This window comes from Variovorax sp. W1I1 (assembly GCF_030815625.1).
Taxonomy (GTDB): Bacteria; Pseudomonadota; Gammaproteobacteria; order Burkholderiales; family Burkholderiaceae_C; genus Variovorax; species Variovorax paradoxus_C.
On sequence record NZ_JAUSWZ010000001.1, the window covers coordinates 2,870,434 to 2,885,541 of the forward strand.

Genomic DNA, 15,108 nt, shown 5'->3' on the forward strand with positions numbered 1-15,108 from the left:
GGGATGGGGGCAAGCGGCGCTTGCAATGTCGCAGCGCCTGGTCGAGGGCCGCGTGCCCCCACCCCGGCCCTCCCCCGGGAGGGGAGGGAGAAAGAAAAAGGATCAGAGCGCGCATGCCGTAGAGGCCGGATTCGCGCGCGCCGCGCTCACGCTGCGCGCCATCGCAGCGGCAGCAGCGGCCGTCACGCGCTGCGCGCCCTGCGCCACCGCGTCCATGCCGCCGGCGACCGCCTCTCCGACGTTCAACTGGCACACCACCGTGCGCGCTTCGTCGGAGCGGCGCAGCGTCCAGCTGAAGCTCGCATCGACGCGCCCGCCATCGACCGCATCGAACTGCTGCAACTGCACCGCGACGCGCCAGACCGGCTGCGAGGTCTGGCGTCCGCCCTTGGTTACGTCGAGCGCACCCAGCCGCGCGGAGATGTTGCCGGACAGCGCATCGCGCAGCTCGTTCTCGAACGACGAGGCCCAGCGGTGCTGCTCGAGCACCTCGACCTGCACGCTGCCGCCCGGCTGGCGCACCACCATCTGCGGCCGCGCGAAGCGCTCGGGCACCGACACGGGCGCGAGCTCGATGTAGAGCGGCGCGGGGCTGCCCAGCGTCGAAGGCGCCGCATCGGCGGCCGCAACCGGGCTGGCGAGCGTGTAGTACTTGTCGGGCTTGCTCGCGCAGCCGGCCAATGCCAACAGCGCCGCTGCAACGATCAGCGCAGGTTTTCCGAATGCAAAGGTCTTGCTCATCATTTCTTGTCGTCCGGTTTGCCGCGCAGCAGCGACTCGGGATGGCGCTCCAGGTAGTCGGTCAGTACGCGCACCGAGCCCGCGGCTCGGGTCAGTTCCCGCAGCGTCTGGCGCATGTCCTGTTGCAACGGCGAATCGTCGGCCAGGGTGCGCTCGGCCGTGTTGACGGTCTTGCGCACATCCTTCATGGCCGCGGCCAGCTCGGGCGTCACGTCGTTGTTGATGCGGGTCACGGTCTGCTCGGCGCTGGTGAGCGTCTTGTTGAGCGTGGCGAGCGTGGTGCGCACGTCCGCCGCGATCTGCTCGTAGGGCACCTTGTTGAGCTTGCTCGCGATTTCCTGCACCTGCGACTGGATCTCGTCGAGGCTGTTGGCCACCGTGGGCAGCTCGATCGGGTTCTTCGCGAGGTCGATCTTCACGGGCGGCGCCTTCGGGAAGAAGTCGAGCGCCACGTACACCGAGCCGGTCAGCAGGTTGCCGTTGCGCAGTTGCGCACGCAGGCCCTTCTCGGCCAGGAAGCGCAGGCGCTCCTGCTGCGTGGCGCGCGATTCGGTGCCCTGCGGCTGCCCGGTCTCGCGGCGGCGCAGGCGGTCGGGGTAGATCTGCACCAGCACCGGCATGCGGAACTCACGCTCGGCACGGTCGAACTCCACGCCGATCGACTTGACCTCGCCGATCACCACGCCGCGAAAGTCCACCGGCGCGCCGGGCACGAGGCCGCGCAGCGACTGGTTGAAGTACATGAGCAGCGTCTGCGACGGGCCGTCGGGCTCCTTCATGGCCGCCACTTCGTCCTGCGCCAGCATGAAGGCGGTGTTCTCCTTGGCCAGCGGACCCATCGCGTCGTCGGGCGCCTGGAAGGCGATGCCGCCGAGAAGGATGGTCGCGAGCGACTGGGTGCGCAGCGTGAAGCCGCTCGCGCTCAGCTGCGCATCGATGCCGCTCGCCTGCCAGAAGCGGGTGTTGACGCCCACGAACTTGTCGTAAGGCGCGTTGACGAACACCCGCAGCGTGACGCCGCGGCCGTCGCCGTCGAGCTCGTATGCGGCGACCTGCCCGACCTTGATGCGGCGGAAGTACACGGGCGAGCCCACATCGAGCGAACCGATGTCGGTGGCGCGCAGCAAGAACTGCTGGCCCGAGTCGTCGCGCGTGACGATGGGCGGCGCCTCCAGGCCCTTGAATTCGCCAGCGGTTTCCTTCGACACGCCGGCATCGGCGCCGATGTAGGCGCCCGACAGCAAGGTGCCCAGGCCCGAGATGCCCGAGGTGTCGAGGCGCGGCCGCACGACCCAGAAGCGCGAATCGTCGGAAGTGAAGCTCTCGGCGTCCTTGTTGAGCTGCACCAGCACGCGCACGTGCGAGCGGTCGCGCGCGAGGCGCAGGCTCTGCACGAGACCGATCTGCACGTCCTTGTATTTCACGGCGGTCTTGCCGGCTTCCAGGCCCTCGGCGGTCTTGAAGGTGAGCACGATCTCGGGGCCGCGCTCCAGCAGGATGCGCGCCACCAGCGTCACGCCGACCAGCGCTGCCACGATGGGAATCAGCCAGATCAGCGAGGGCAGCCAATCGCGGCGGCGCTTGACCTGGGGTTTCGGCAAGGGGGGCGCGGACGGTGCCGGTTTGCCGCCTTGCGGTTGCGGATCTTCTTCACTCATGCTGTTTGTTCTTCCCTGTTCTCGAAACTCTCTTGCATCGCCTGCGCCTCCTTGCTGTCCCAGGTGAGCTTCGGATCGAAGCTCAGCGAAGCCAGCATGGTCAGCACCACCACCGAGCCGAAGGCCGCGATGCCCACGCCCGCGGTAATCACCGCAAAGCCCTGGATCTGCACCAGCCCGGTCAGCAGCGACACCACGAACACATCGAGCATCGACCAGCGGCCGATGATCTCGATGATGTGATACAGCTTTGCCCGCTCGTGCTGGCGCCAGGTGCTCGCGCGCTGGGCCATCACCACAAGCAGGAAGAGCACCGCCAGCTTGAACAGCGGCACCAGAAAGCTCGCGATGAAGACGATGGCGGCCAGCCCGTAGGCACCCGACACCCAGAAATAGATCACCCCGCTCAGGATGGTGTCGTACTGCGCGCCGAACAGCGTGCGCGTGATCATCACCGGCAGCAGATTGGCCGGGATGTACATGATGCAAGCCGCGATCAAGAAGGCCCAGGTGCGCGTAAGGCTCTGGGGCTTCCGCGTATGCAGGTGCGTGCCGCAGCGGCCGCAGGCATCGCCCTCTTGTGCGCCTTGCCACACGGCTGCGCAGTGCGGGCAGGCCATGAGACCGAGCGACGCGGCAGTCGCGACCGGGGCGTCGGGATCGTGTTCGACCTCCTGATGCACCGGCTTCGCTTCGCGCGACCTGCGGAAAGGGAGGAACTTCATGCGGAAGCCTCCTCCCGCTTCTTGTCTTCATCACCGGCGGCGCGGAAAGTCATTTCCCAGAAGGCACCCGGGTTGAACGACAGCACCGCCGTCAGCGTGACCGTGAGTGCCATGAAGGCCCACAGCGCCGGCCCCGGCACCACGGTCGCCATGCTGGAGAGCTTGACGATGGCCACCAGCACGCCGAGCAGGAACACCTCGATCATTCCCCAGGGGCGCAGCGACTGCATCATGCGCACCAGCATCGCGAAGCCCAGCGGCCGGTGCTCGCGGCGCAGCGGAATCAGCAGGTACGCAAGGATGCACAGCTGCAGCAGCGGAAAAAGAATGGTCGTTGCCAGCACCAGCAGCGCCACCACCGACATGCCCTCGCCCGCCAGCACCACCACCGCGCCGGCCAGCGTGGTCTGGCTGCGCAGGCCGCGCAGCTCGATCTCGACGATGGGAAACAGGTTGGCGATGGCGAACATGATCAGGCTCGCCACCGTCAGCGGCAGGATGCGCTGCTGCTGCGAGCCGGGGTGCCTGTCCAGCTCGGTGCCGCAGCGCGGGCAGCGGGCCACGTCGCGCGGCTTCAGGGGCGCGCGAGTGTAGACCGCGTCGCAGCCCGGGCAGACCACGGTGTCGGGTACTTCCTTCATGGGGCCGTACCCTACCCTATTCAGTGCTGCGGCTTTGTCGTCTTCAACCGCAGGCTGCTGAAAACCGCCGCCACCGCCGCACAGCAGGCGGCCAGCACCAGCGCCACCACCGGGCCGTGCCCGCCGTGCGGGCTCCAGACGCTGAAAACCCCTGCCAGCACCACCGCGCCGAGGGTCTGGCCCGTGAGCCGCGCCGTGCCCAGCATGCCGCTGGCCGCACCGCTTCGGTGCGCGGGCGGAGAGCTGACGATGGTGTGGTTGTTGGGCGACTGGAACAGTCCGAAGCCCAGCCCGCACAACGCCATGCGCCAGGCGATGTCGGCATTGCCCGGATGCGCCGGCAGCGCCGCCAGCAACGCGAGGCCCGCAGCCAAAAGGCCGAGACCGATGCCGCCGAGCAGCCCGTCCGGATATTTGCCGATCAGCTTCCCCGCGATGGGCGCCATCACCACGATGGCCAGCGGCCACGCGGTGATGAGCAAGCCCGCCTCGATGTGGCTGCGGCCGTACACGTCCAGCAGCAGGAACGGCAGCGCGATGTAAGCCAGCATCTGCGCGCAGAACGCGGCCACCGAAGTGCCCATGGACAGCGCGAACACCGGAATGCGCAGCAGGTCGATGGGAAAAAGCGGCACCGCCTGCGTGCGCTGGCGCCGGAGGTACACGAAGCCCACCGCCAGTCCGGCCAGCAGGATAGCCCAGGCGGACCAGTGCGAGCCACCGCCCTCCACCCCGCCTTCGCGCACGCCCAGCCGGTCCACACCCAGGAACACCAGCGAGAACATCAGCACGTTGAGCGTCACGTCGATGGGCGAGAAGCGCAGCCCCGCCGCCGGTGCCACGCGGTTGAACGGCAGCGCCTTCATGCCGAGCGCGAAGGTGACGATGCCCAGCGGCACGTTGATCGCGAAGAGCCAGGGCCACGAAGCCACCGAGAGAATCGCCGCGGCCACCGAAGGCCCCGCCACGGACGACGTGGCGACCACCAGCGAGTTGATCGCCATGCCCTTGCCCAGTTGCGACGACGGGTACGTGAGCCGCACCAACGCCGCATTGACGCTCATGATCCCCGCCGCGCCCAACCCCTGGAAGGCGCGCGCCGCGATCAGCGTGCCGAGCGAATTGGCGAAGGTCGCGGCCAGCGACGACAGCGCGAACACCGCCATGCCCACGAGGTACACGCGCCGGTAGCCCACGAGGTCGCCGAGCGAGGCCAGCGGCAGCAGCATGACCAGCGTGGCGATCTGGTAGGCGTTGACCACCCAGATTGCCTGCGAAGGGCTAGCCTGCAGTTCGCGCGCGATGCCGGGCAGCGCGAGGTTGACGATGGTGCCGTCGAGCACCGCCACGATCAGCCCGAGGATGATGACCAGCATGGCCCAGCCGCGTGCGGGCGAGTCCAGGCCGTCGATGGGCTTGGGTGCGCCTTCTGTGGCGGCCGCGAGCGCGGCGCCGGGGTGTATCGAGCTCACGCTTCCTGCGTCCTTCGTGTGGGTTCGGAGCGCACGCCGCCCAGTGTGAGCCAGGTCAGCACCAGCGCGATGAGTGCACCTGCGGCCATGCCCGCCACCATCGGCAACGGCCGGCCATCGGTGAAGAGGCCCACCAGCGCCATCGCCAGCGCGCCCGTCAGCATCTGCAGCGTGCCGAGCAGCGCCGACGCGGTGCCCGCGATGGCGCCATGCATCTCGAGCGCCAGCACGCCGGTGGTTGGAATCACCAAGCCCATGAAGCCCGAGGCGATGAAGTACAGGACGATGAGCACCCAGATGCTGTCGCCGCCCATCGCGAAGTAGATGAACATCGCGACCATCGCCGCGCCGCAGCACACCACGCCGAACTTCACGAGGTTGACCAGCCCGTAGCGCTCGCCGAGCGAGCCGGTGAACTGCGAGGCGCCGATGAAGGCGGCCGCGTTCACGCCGAAGGCCACGCTGTAGAGCGCGGGTGAGAGGCCGTAGTGGTCGATCATCACGAACGACGAATTGGCCAGGTAGGTGAAGAAGCCCGCCATCGCGAAGCTGCCGATGAACACCAGCCCGAGGTAGTGCCAGTCGCGCAGCAGCAGCCAGTAGGCCGAGAGCGCGCTGCCCAGGCTGCTCTCGACGCGCTCCGAGGCGGGCCGGGTTTCATCGAGCAGCTTGACCATCATCACCAGGCCCGCCACCGCGGCGATGGTCACCGCCCAGAACACGCCGCGCCAGCCCGCCACGGCGATGACCGCGCTGCCCGCGAGCGGCGCGAGGATCGGCGAGACGCTGAACACCAGCATCAAGAGCGACATCAGCCGTGCCGCGTCGGTGCCGGTGTGCAGGTCGCGCACGATGGCACGCGGAATCGCCATGCCGGCCGCGGCGCCCAGGCCCTGGATGAAGCGCAGCGCGATCAGCGTCTGGATGTCGGTGGCCAATGCGCAGCCCACGCTGGCCAAGGCAAAGAGCACCAGCCCGGCGTACAGCGGCGGCTTGCGCCCGACCATGTCGGAGATCGGTCCGTAGAGCAACTGGCCCGCGCCCAGCGAAAGAAAGAACGCCGTGAGGCTCATCTGCACCGCGCCGATATCGGCGCGCAGGCTCTGCCCGATGGCGGGCAGCGCGGGCAGGTACATGTCGATGGCGAAGGGGCCGATGGCCGAGAGCAGGCCCAGCAGCAGGGCCATCTTGAAGAAAGGGGAAGAACGCATTGCCCCGATTGTCGCCAAGCGAGGCGATCGGCGCAGGCGTGGGGTCGAGCGCCCGTGGCCGCGCGCCGGCGCTAATTCAGTACAAAGAATCGGCTGGCAAGCCGCGGCCGGTGCGGCGTACGAACTTGGTATTCAGGCGGCCGGCCAGAACACCAGCGCCCGCAGTTCGATGCTCCGGCGTGCCGGCGCTTCGGGTGCGCCGGTCGGGTCTTCGAACGCGGTGTGCGCGGTGAAGCGCGCGGTGCCGTCCTCGCGCGAGTCGTAGATCTTCAGGAGTAGCGCCTCGTCGGGCCGCAGCCGCGGGAACCAGTACCACTGGTGCCTGGGGTTCCAGGTGAAGGAGTAGGTCTCGCCCACCCTGTCGGGGTAGACCAGGTCGCTCGGCACCATGTCCTCGCGTGCGATGGAGCGCGCGTCGCACACAGCTAGGGGCAGTCGCTCCACCGTGGCCAGCGGGCGCCACAGGTTGATGATGGCGAAGCGGTGCTTCAGGCGCTCCTCCGCTTCATCGGGCGGCAGGTGGTCGCTCACGCGGCGCGGCGCGGAGGCGAAGGTCTGGTCGTTATGCACGCGCCGCACCGGTTCGCGCAGCTCGGCCGTGCGGCGCGAGCCCTGCGCGCTGTCGCGCAGCGTGTGCTCGAAGACGACGATCTTCTCGGCGCCGGTCACGTCGCGCAGCAGCGCCTCGGCTTCGCGGTAGTAGATGTCGCGGATGGTCGCGTCATGCGAGAAGTCGGCCACCACGCTGCGGTGCGAGATCTGCGTGAAGCCGCTGCGGTCGAGCGAGAGTTCGTGCAGCGCCACGAGCGGACGGCCATCGCGAATGGCAACGCGGCGCGGCTCCAATTCCCCCGTCACCCACGGCACGCCGGGCGGCGGCTCGAAGGTGTAGCTCACCGGCCTGCCCTGCCCCGCCTTCAGGTAGTTGAGCTCCGCTTCCACCGAGGAAAGCGTGGAGGCCACCAGTTGGCCATTCGATCCAGTGCCCATGCGGCATGACTCCAGAAAACGTTCTTGAAAAGGGCTGCGGTTGCGTCTCCGCCCCCCACTCATGGCGAGAGATCGCCGGCAGTTCGTCGATGAAGGCTATACCCGCGTCCGGCGGCGCGGAACGATGCAAAGGCGATAACCATATTCGTTGGCTGGTTGGCACACGCGCGCGCTTGACGCATCCCGGAATTTCGCCGTTACGCAAACGGCGGCTACCCTATCGGCTTCCCGGACCGCTTCCACAACAACTCACAGCAATTGCTTTCCTGGAGGAGTTACCCATGGCCTTCGCCCGCACGATCCACGCCGATCTGCTTCGCGTGTTTCTTCTGACCCTCGTGTCGCTCTTCGCCATCCCGGCGGCGACGCTGGTCTTCACCGAATACGCACTGCGCTCGCAAGACGCCGAGTTCCTGCAGTCGATCGAGAACCGCATCAACACCGATGCCCGCCTCAACGCCGCCGACAAGGCGGAGGCCACCGCGTTCTACCGCAGCCATCCGCTCTCCAAGGCCTGCGACGCCACCGCGCCGGAAGACAAGAACTTCCACGACAAGGTGTGCAGCCCCTACTCGATGCAGTGGCAGTTCCACTGGGCCGACCGCGCCGCCCTCTGGACGCTGGCGCTCGGCGCGGCGCTGCTCACGGCGGCGCTCGTGCTCGGCGCGCTGGCCTTCGCGAATCGGGGCCTGCGCTACGCGAGCTTCGTCGCGGGCTGGCGGCTCATGACGGTATCGAGCGCCGTCGAGGTCGTGCTGCAGAGCGCGATGCTGGTGTGGCTCTCGTTCTGGCTCACCGCTTTCTTCTGGCACAGCTATTACGTCAAGCTGATCGCCATTGCGGGCATCGCGGCCGCGGCGGCCGTGTTCTATGCGGTGTACACGCTCTTCAAGAAGCTGCCTTCGGTCAACGCGATCGACGGCGAACTCATCGTGGAGGCCGATGCGCCGCGCCTGTGGGAGCGCATCCGCCAGCTCGCGGGCCGCGTGAAGACGGCGCCGCCCGACCAGATCGTTGCCGGCATCGACACCAACTTCTTCGTGACCGAAGCGCCCATCGAAGTCAGCGGCCGTGCCTTGAACGGCCGCACGCTGTTCGTGAGCCTTCCGCTCCTGCGCGTGCTCGACCAGTCCGAGGCCGATGCGGTGCTGGCCCACGAGCTGGCCCACCTGGGCGGCGGCGACACCCGCAGCAGCGCGGCGCTCGGGCCGAAGCTGCGGCAGTTCGACCAGTACACCTGGAAGATGCGCAGCGGCGGCCTCACCATCGTGGCGCACTACCTGCTGCGCCTCTACCGCATGATTTTCGAGTTCGCCCTGGCGCGCGACAGCCGCGAGCGCGAGTACAAGGCTGACCGCGTGTCCGCGAGCCTCACGGCGCCGAGCGCCATCGTCCAGTCGCTGATCAAGATCTCGGCCTACGCGAGCTACCGCAACGACGTCGAGCAAAAGCTCTTCGCGCAGAACCGCCAGCACGACGGCGCACTGGGCATCGCCCGCTTCGTGGCCGACGGACTGCCGCCCTATGCGAGTTCCGAGGCGTTCATCGAGACGATGAAAACCGCCGACGTGCCCCACCCCTACGACAGCCATCCGCCGCTGCTCGAACGCATGCGCAACGTCGATCACCATGTGCCCGAGAGCGTGTACGGCGCCATCGTCGCGACCCCGCCCGAGGCCACCTGGGCCGACGAGATCGAGACGGCGCCTGCCATCGAGCAGCGCCTGTGGAGCGAGTACGAGCAGCGCTTCGTGCAAAACCACGAACTGGCCCTCGCCTACCGCTACGAACCCGCCACGGAGGAAGAGCGCATCGTGGTGCTGCGGCACTTTCCGCCGCTCGAATTCGCGCTGAAGAACAACGAGCGCATCGTGGTCGACTACGCCGGCCTCCACCCGAGCGCGGACGGCGGCTCGACCATCGCATGGGACGAGGTGAAGGGCCTCACCTACAAGGACGGCAGCTTCGGCGACACGCTGATCGTCACGCACCACGACAAGGCCATGCTGGGCGCGCGCACCACCAAGGTCAAGGTGGCGGGCCTCGGCAAGCAGAAAGACAACTTCAGGGGCGCCGTCGGCCACTACTGGCAACGCCACCAGGTCATGAGGGCGCAGCAGAAAGAAGAAAAGGAAGGAGAAAACGACCCCGCGTCCTGAGCATCCTTTCCTTTTCTTTCCTTCACCTGTCACCGGACAGGCTCCACAAAAACCTTCACATAACAGGAGACGTACACACCGTGAACCCCGTCGAACAGAGAACCATCTCGAAGATCAGCTGGCGGCTCTTGCCGCTTCTGATGATCAGCTACTTCATCGCCTACCTCGATCGCGTGAACCTCGGCTTTGCCGGGTCCGCGATGTCGAAAGACCTGGGCTTCACCGCCGCCGTTTTCGGCAGCGCGGCCGGCATCTTCTTCCTCGCGTATTTCCTGTTCGAGGTGCCGAGCAACATGGCGCTGGAGCGCTTCGGCGCGCGCCGCTGGATCGCCCGCATCATGTTCAGTTGGGGCATTCTTTCCGCGGCGCAGGCCTGGGTGGGCGGCTCGACCAGCTTCAACGTCGTGCGCTTCTTGCTCGGCATTGCCGAGGCCGGTTTCTTTCCGGGCGTCATCTTCTACATCACGCTGTGGTTTCCGGCGGCGTACCGCGCACGCATCGTGGGCTGGTTCATGTTCGCGATTCCGATCTCCACCGTCATCGGCTCGCCCATCTCGGGCTACATCCTCAACATGGACGGCATCGGCGGCATGCACGGCTGGCAGTGGCTCTTCATCCTCGAGGCGATTCCCTCGCTGATCCTGACCTTCTTCATCCTGTTCTACCTGCCCGATGGCCCGAAGGATGCGAAGTGGCTCTCGAATGAAGAGCGCGACTGGCTGCAGCACACGCTCGACGGCGAGCGCCGCAACCGCGAAGCGCTCCACACCATTTCATGGAAGCAGGCGCTGCTGAATCCGCGCGTGATCGGCCTGGGTTTCGTCTACATGGGCATCACGGTGCCGCTCTATGGCCTGAGCTTTTTCCTGCCGCAGATCATCAAGGGCTTCGGCGGGCTGGGCAACGTGGAGATCGGCTTCATCAACGCCTTCCCGTACCTGATCGGCGCCATCGCCATGGTGTTCTGGACCCGTGCGTCCGATGCGAAGAAGGAGCGCAAGTGGTTCCTGTTGATCCCGCTGGCCTGCATCTTCGTCGGCCTCGTCGCGGCCGCGGAAACCAGCGCGCCCATCCCCAAGATGGCGGCCGTGACGCTCGCCGCCTTCGGCATCTTCAGCGCGCTGCCGATGTTCTGGACGCTGCCCACCGCCATCCTGAGCGGCACCGCGGCCGCGGCCGGCATCGCGTGGATCAACTCCATCGGCAACCTCGGCGGCTACATCGGCCCGACGATCTTCGGCGCGCTGAAGGACCGCATGGGGAACGATTTCTACGCCGTGCTTTTTCTGGCGCTGCTCGCAGCGCTGGGGTTCGTGCTGGTGCTGGTCATCGGGCACGACGCGCGGGCGGAGCAGGCGGCGTCTGGGCAGGCCTGAGTCGAGTCGTCAGGCGGACTTGCTGCGCGCCGTCTTCTTGCCGCCCTCGGCGCGCGGCGCAGCATCGTTGCTCGCCGGCGCATTCGCCTGATCGACCCACAGCAACGCGTCGACATACGACACGAACTTGTTGAGGTACTCGGGCGACAACTCGCGCATCAGCGTGAGCGATTGGTGCACGAGGTTGTGCGAATTCAGCGGGCCGGCGTTCTGCGGCAGCTTCGCCAGCGACTGCATCAGCCGCCGTTCGGCGCTGAGCTTCGACCAGGTGCTCCGGAAGAACGGGAGGACCTTCAGTTCGTTGGTTGCCGGGTCCATCCGCTCGGACGATCCGTGTTGCGCGAGGTGGTTGGTCAGTTCCGCGAGCGGGCCGCGTGAAGCTTGTCTTGCGGCCGCGGCAATTTCGGCGCCCGAAGCTTTCTCGAGATCCTCGCCATAGGCCGCAAGCAGCGTGGACACCCGCTCGTCCAGGATGCGCCGGGCTTCGCCGCTGTATTCAGCGGCCCGCCTGGCCAGCGTCTCGATGAAGTGAAAACGGACCGGGTCGAGGCGATGCGCCCCGCGCTCGCGCCATGCGCCGAGCGTTGCGTCGATTCCGTCGGCTTCGTCGCTGCTACTCACGTGGCTTCGTCTTCACGTCCGAACGCTTCGGCGTGGGCGCCATTTCCACGCGCCGATTCTTCGAACGGCCATCGGCATCGGCGTTCGACGCCACAGCCTGTTCGGCGCCGAATGCGGCCGCGAAGACGGAAGAAGACGGAATGCCCTCCTCGATCAGCGCCCGTGTCACCGTCAACGCGCGTTGGGCCGAGAGCTCCCAGTTGTCCGCAAACTGCCGGTTGCCGCCGCGCACCTGCCGGTCATCGGTGAAGCCGCTCACCATCAGCATCTCGTTGCGGGCCTGCAGGTAGGCGGCGAGCGGCGCGGCCAGGCTCTTGAGCAGTTGCCGGCCTTCGGGCTGCAGCTCCGCGGAATTCAACGCGAACAGCACGCTGCCGCTGATGCCGATGCGCCCGTTGTCCAGCGTCACGCGGCCCGCAGCGAGCGGGCCGGCCAGCGCCTGTTCGAGCGTCTGCAAGCGTTCGGCCTCGACCTTGCGCTGCTTGACCTCGGCTTCGAGCTTGGTCGCGAGTTCGAGCTGCATGCCGATCACGCAGACCAGGATCAGCACGAAGGCACCCAGCAAACCCGACATCAGGTCGCCGAAGACGGCCCATACCGGGACCGAGGCCTCGGTGCCGGCGTCGATGTCCTCGGTCATCACGCTTCGCTGCTCGCCACTGCGCGGTGATCGCGTTGCGCGGCGAGCTGCTGCAGGTCTTCGACGATCTGCTTCTGCGACGAGATGCTGAGATCGATGACCTCGCGGGCCTGCGCCACGTAGTACGCCAGCTGCTCGTCACTGCGTGCGATCGATTTGCCCAACGCGGCTTCGATGCGCTGCAGGTGCGCGCTCATCTTGTCGTTCGATTCGGTGAAGAGCTTCACCGCGAAGCCGAAGGCCTCGCCCAGGCTCGCGACCTCGACGGCGCTGCCGGTGATCTGCGCGGCCACGTCGGCCATCTTTCCTGTTTCGGTGTCGACCTTGTCGGTGAAGCGCGTGCCGACGCGGTCGAGCAGGTCCGCCGACGTGGCCACGAGCGCGTCGATGGCGCTGCGCTGTTCGGTGGAGGCGTGGTTCACCGCATCGAGCAGCGTTTCCAGCGTGCCGAGGATGCGGCTGCGCTCGTCGAGCATCGCGTTGTCGCGCGCCATGCTGTCGGACAGCTTCTGGCGGAGTTCGGCGATGACTTCAGCCGCGGCGCGCGGCGCCTCGGAGGCGGCCTGCATGAGCTGGCCGATTTCGGCGATGGTGCTCTTCGCGTGCGCTTCGCTCTGGGCGGAGATGTCGCTGGCGGTCTGTGCGAGCGTCTTGCAGATTTCCTGCTGCTGGGTTTCGCTGCGCGCGCCTGCCTGCTGCCATTCCTGCTGGAGCGACACGGCCATCGCTTCGAGCGCCTGTGTCCAGGATGCCAGCCGCTGCTGGTCGCGCGATGCCATCTCGGCCTGCAGGTCGGTGTGCGCCTGGCCCACCGTGTTCAGCAGCGATGCCGAGTGCTGTTCGAAAGTGGCTGCGGCGGCCGTCAATGCGCGTTGCGTGTCGCCCGAGAGGGTTTCGCTCGCGCGTTCGTGCTGCGCGAGCGCGCTGCGCCAGTTGTCGGACACGCGCTCGACCGTGGTTTCGAGGCGGGCGGAAACGCCGTCCACCAGCGAAGCCGAGCGTTGCTCGAAGGTCTGCGTGAACTGGTCGAGCGTGGCGCGCAGATCCTTGGCTTGCGCCTCGCTCGCGCGTTGCTGACCGGCGAGCGCGGTCTTCCAGATGTCCGCCACGGTGGTGGTGTTGGCCTCGAAGCGGGTGGAAAGGCCGTCCAGTTGCCGCTGCACGCCCTGCTCGACCGTGGCGTGCAGCGCGGCCGTCTCGCGTGCGATGCCGGCCATGGTGGCTTCGACCACCGGCTGGATCGTCGCGCCGGCGATGCGGGCGCTGTCGGCGAGACCTTCCTTCAGCGATTGGCCGACGGAAGAAGCCAGGCCCGCGTACACGGCCTCGGCCTTGCCGTGGAAGCTGTCCTGGCTGGAAATCAGGCGCTCGTTCAGAGCCTGGCTCTGGCGCTCCATCGTCGCCATCATCGATTGCAGGCGGTCGACCAGTACAGGCATCGCCTCGCCCTGCCGTTGCAGCAGCTTGAAGGACTCCTCGCGCTGATGCGCCTGCGAGAAGACGCGCAAGGTGGTGGCAATCCGCGTGTCGAGCAGTTGCCCGGCCTGCATCCTGTCGCGCCGGCTCAGGGCCGACAGAAGGCCCAGCGTCGCCGACGTGGCCACGCCCGCGAGCGAGGTGCCGAAGGCCACGCCCAGCCCCTTGACCGGCGCGGCCAGCGAGGCGCGCATGGCTTGCAGGTCCGACGCGCTCTCCAGCGCCGTGCCCGTGCCGTTCAGCGTGACCACCATGCCGAGGAAGGTGCCGAGCATGCCCAGCAGAACGAGCAAGCCCGCGAGATACGGCGTGAGACTCGGGCCGGGCAAGCCGACGCGCTCGCCCTCGATGCGCAGGCGCACCGCGTTGCGCAGCGACGGATGCAGCTTGTCGAGCCATTCGCCCAAGCTGGCCGGCGGGCCGGTCATGTCTGCAACGGCGGTGGTCAGCGTTGTGGTCGCCTGCCCGAAGCGGTGCAGCTCCAGCGCGCCGACCACATAGAACGCCCCGATGAGCACGGTAACCGCCAGCGCCAGCGGGTTCGAGCCGATGTAGCCGATGCCGACCCAACAGACTGCGGCCAGGCCGACGACGAAAACGATGCGATGAAGAAGTTGGGTCATGAACTCTGGTTAGCTCGCGCGAAGGGCTTCGAGCAGCCCTTCGACGGGTTGAAATCGGATTTCCATCTCGGCAAGCAGCACGTCGTGCATGTCCTTGCGGAACACGGGCAGCCATGCGCCGGGCTCGGCGTCGCTGTCGGCGAGGTTGGCATCGGCTTGGCCGAGGCGCTTGAAATGCTTCTCGAGCATCGCCGGGATGCTCCCCAGCAGCCGATGCTCCTGCGCGCTCAACACCTGCTCCATCACCACATCCACCGCCGCCAGCCGCGCCATGTCGGGCGAGCGCGTCGCCAGCGTCGAACGCAGGCGGCCGCGCAAGGGGCCGATGCTCGTCTGCATGGCCTGCTGCCTGGCGTGGTAGCGCCGGCGGTAGGCCGCAAAGTCGGTCGTGTTGTCCCTGGAGGCGCTGTGCATGTCTTCTGCGATGGCGTTGGTCATCGCGGTCCGCACCCGCTCGCATTCGCGTGCTTCGGGGTTGCCGGCCGCACGCGCGCCAGAAGACGACGCAGCCAGGCCGCCGTTCAACGCTGCAGAAAGGGAAATGGCATCGGTCCAGCCGAGCCATTGACTCAATCGATCCGCGAAAGCCTGTTTGGGCTCGGGAACTTCGATGTCGGTCAATCGAGCGAGCAAGCGAATCAGCGCCGAGCCGGTGAAGCCTGTGCGCCTTGACACTTGCACCATTACCGCCACTTGGAAAAACCTGGCAGTCTACACTGCCGCCCCCTGCTGACCGGCCGGTCGCGCCCTGGCCAAAGCGCCTTTTGCGTGACAT

The 15,108-nt window shown here is 67.3% G+C and carries 13 protein-coding genes; 2 read left to right on the plus strand and 11 right to left on the minus strand.

Translation table 11 applies throughout. The features are described from left to right. Positions 1–102: 102 nt before the first annotated feature. From QFZ83_RS13420 to QFZ83_RS13450, 7 genes are all read right to left on the minus strand, one after another. Complete coding sequence (locus QFZ83_RS13420) at positions 103–744, minus strand: membrane integrity-associated transporter subunit PqiC (protein ID WP_307507125.1); 642 nt, start codon at positions 742–744, stop codon at positions 103–105. After that, a complete protein-coding gene (locus QFZ83_RS13425; protein ID WP_307507128.1) occupies positions 741–2,399 on the minus strand; it encodes an intermembrane transport protein PqiB in 1,659 nt (552 codons plus the stop codon). The genes QFZ83_RS13420 and QFZ83_RS13425 overlap by 4 nt, the downstream gene beginning before the upstream one ends. Beyond that, positions 2,396–3,124, minus strand: coding sequence for a paraquat-inducible protein A (locus QFZ83_RS13430; RefSeq protein WP_013541550.1), 729 nt, complete (start codon positions 3,122–3,124; stop codon positions 2,396–2,398). The genes QFZ83_RS13425 and QFZ83_RS13430 overlap by 4 nt, the downstream gene beginning before the upstream one ends. Further along, positions 3,121–3,765 (minus strand): paraquat-inducible protein A, encoded by a 645-nt coding sequence (locus QFZ83_RS13435; protein ID WP_307507138.1) that lies wholly within the window; start codon positions 3,763–3,765, stop codon positions 3,121–3,123. Before QFZ83_RS13435 ends, QFZ83_RS13430 begins: the two co-directional genes overlap by 4 nt. A 20-nt stretch (positions 3,766–3,785) precedes the next feature. Further along, the gene (locus QFZ83_RS13440) at positions 3,786–5,141 is read right to left on the minus strand and encodes an MFS transporter (protein WP_307512705.1); all 1,356 of its coding nucleotides are present in this window, start codon (positions 5,139–5,141) and stop codon (positions 3,786–3,788) included. 92 nt (positions 5,142–5,233) lie between these two features. Further along, positions 5,234–6,448 carry a multidrug effflux MFS transporter gene (locus tag QFZ83_RS13445; RefSeq protein ID WP_307507140.1) on the minus strand — a complete coding sequence of 405 codons (1,215 nt, stop codon included), beginning with the start codon at positions 6,446–6,448 and terminating at the stop codon, positions 5,234–5,236. 132 nt (positions 6,449–6,580) lie between these two features. Further along, positions 6,581–7,438 carry a CmcJ/NvfI family oxidoreductase gene (locus QFZ83_RS13450; protein WP_307507144.1) on the minus strand — a complete coding sequence of 286 codons (858 nt, stop codon included), beginning with the start codon at positions 7,436–7,438 and terminating at the stop codon, positions 6,581–6,583. A 281-nt stretch (positions 7,439–7,719) separates the two neighbouring features. Here QFZ83_RS13450 and QFZ83_RS13455 point away from each other — a divergent pair, with 281 nt between their 5' ends. Beyond that, on the plus strand, positions 7,720–9,597 hold the full coding sequence (locus QFZ83_RS13455; protein WP_307507147.1) for a M48 family metallopeptidase: 1,878 nt from the start codon (positions 7,720–7,722) through the stop codon (positions 9,595–9,597). A gap of 80 nt (positions 9,598–9,677) precedes the next feature. Then, the gene (locus tag QFZ83_RS13460; RefSeq protein ID WP_013541556.1) at positions 9,678–10,973 is read left to right on the plus strand and encodes an MFS transporter; all 1,296 of its coding nucleotides are present in this window, start codon (positions 9,678–9,680) and stop codon (positions 10,971–10,973) included. Positions 10,974–10,982: 9 nt separating this feature from the next. On the opposite strand, the gene QFZ83_RS13465 is transcribed toward QFZ83_RS13460, so the two are convergent. The 4 genes from QFZ83_RS13465 to QFZ83_RS13480 are packed head-to-tail and all read right to left on the minus strand — an operon-like array spanning position 10,983 to position 15,017. Then, positions 10,983–11,594, minus strand: a complete 612-nt coding sequence (locus tag QFZ83_RS13465) for a DUF2894 domain-containing protein (protein ID WP_307507150.1) — start codon at positions 11,592–11,594, stop codon at positions 10,983–10,985. Further along, positions 11,587–12,234 carry an OmpA family protein gene (locus tag QFZ83_RS13470; RefSeq protein ID WP_306879503.1) on the minus strand — a complete coding sequence of 216 codons (648 nt, stop codon included), beginning with the start codon at positions 12,232–12,234 and terminating at the stop codon, positions 11,587–11,589. Before QFZ83_RS13470 ends, QFZ83_RS13465 begins: the two co-directional genes overlap by 8 nt. After that, positions 12,234–14,333, minus strand: a complete 2,100-nt coding sequence (locus tag QFZ83_RS13475) for a DUF802 domain-containing protein (RefSeq protein ID WP_307507153.1) — start codon at positions 14,331–14,333, stop codon at positions 12,234–12,236. Before QFZ83_RS13475 ends, QFZ83_RS13470 begins: the two co-directional genes overlap by 1 nt. Before the next feature lie 9 nt (positions 14,334–14,342). Next, positions 14,343–15,017 carry a DUF3348 domain-containing protein gene (locus tag QFZ83_RS13480; RefSeq protein WP_307507156.1) on the minus strand — a complete coding sequence of 225 codons (675 nt, stop codon included), beginning with the start codon at positions 15,015–15,017 and terminating at the stop codon, positions 14,343–14,345. Between the last annotated feature and the right edge of the window lie 91 nt (positions 15,018–15,108).

Bases quoted from the DNA above. Each gene is read 5' to 3' on its own strand.
- QFZ83_RS13420 (WP_307507125.1), bottom strand. From the start codon at position 744: ATGATGAGCAAGACCTTTGCATTCGGAAAACCTGCGCTGATCGTTGCA.
- QFZ83_RS13425 (WP_307507128.1), bottom strand. From the start codon at position 2,399: ATGAGTGAAGAAGATCCGCAACCGCAAGGCGGCAAACCGGCACCGTCC.
- QFZ83_RS13430 (WP_013541550.1), bottom strand. From the start codon at position 3,124: ATGAAGTTCCTCCCTTTCCGCAGGTCGCGCGAAGCGAAGCCGGTGCAT.
- QFZ83_RS13435 (WP_307507138.1), bottom strand. From the start codon at position 3,765: ATGAAGGAAGTACCCGACACCGTGGTCTGCCCGGGCTGCGACGCGGTC.
- QFZ83_RS13440 (WP_307512705.1), bottom strand. From the start codon at position 5,141: ATGCTGGTCATCATCCTCGGGCTGATCGTGGCGGTGCTCGACGGCACC.
- QFZ83_RS13445 (WP_307507140.1), bottom strand. From the start codon at position 6,448: ATGCGTTCTTCCCCTTTCTTCAAGATGGCCCTGCTGCTGGGCCTGCTC.
- QFZ83_RS13450 (WP_307507144.1), bottom strand. From the start codon at position 7,438: ATGGGCACTGGATCGAATGGCCAACTGGTGGCCTCCACGCTTTCCTCG.
- QFZ83_RS13455 (WP_307507147.1), top strand. From the start codon at position 7,720: ATGGCCTTCGCCCGCACGATCCACGCCGATCTGCTTCGCGTGTTTCTT.
- QFZ83_RS13470 (WP_306879503.1), bottom strand. From the start codon at position 12,234: ATGACCGAGGACATCGACGCCGGCACCGAGGCCTCGGTCCCGGTATGG.
- QFZ83_RS13475 (WP_307507153.1), bottom strand. From the start codon at position 14,333: ATGACCCAACTTCTTCATCGCATCGTTTTCGTCGTCGGCCTGGCCGCA.
- QFZ83_RS13480 (WP_307507156.1), bottom strand. From the start codon at position 15,017: ATGGTGCAAGTGTCAAGGCGCACAGGCTTCACCGGCTCGGCGCTGATT.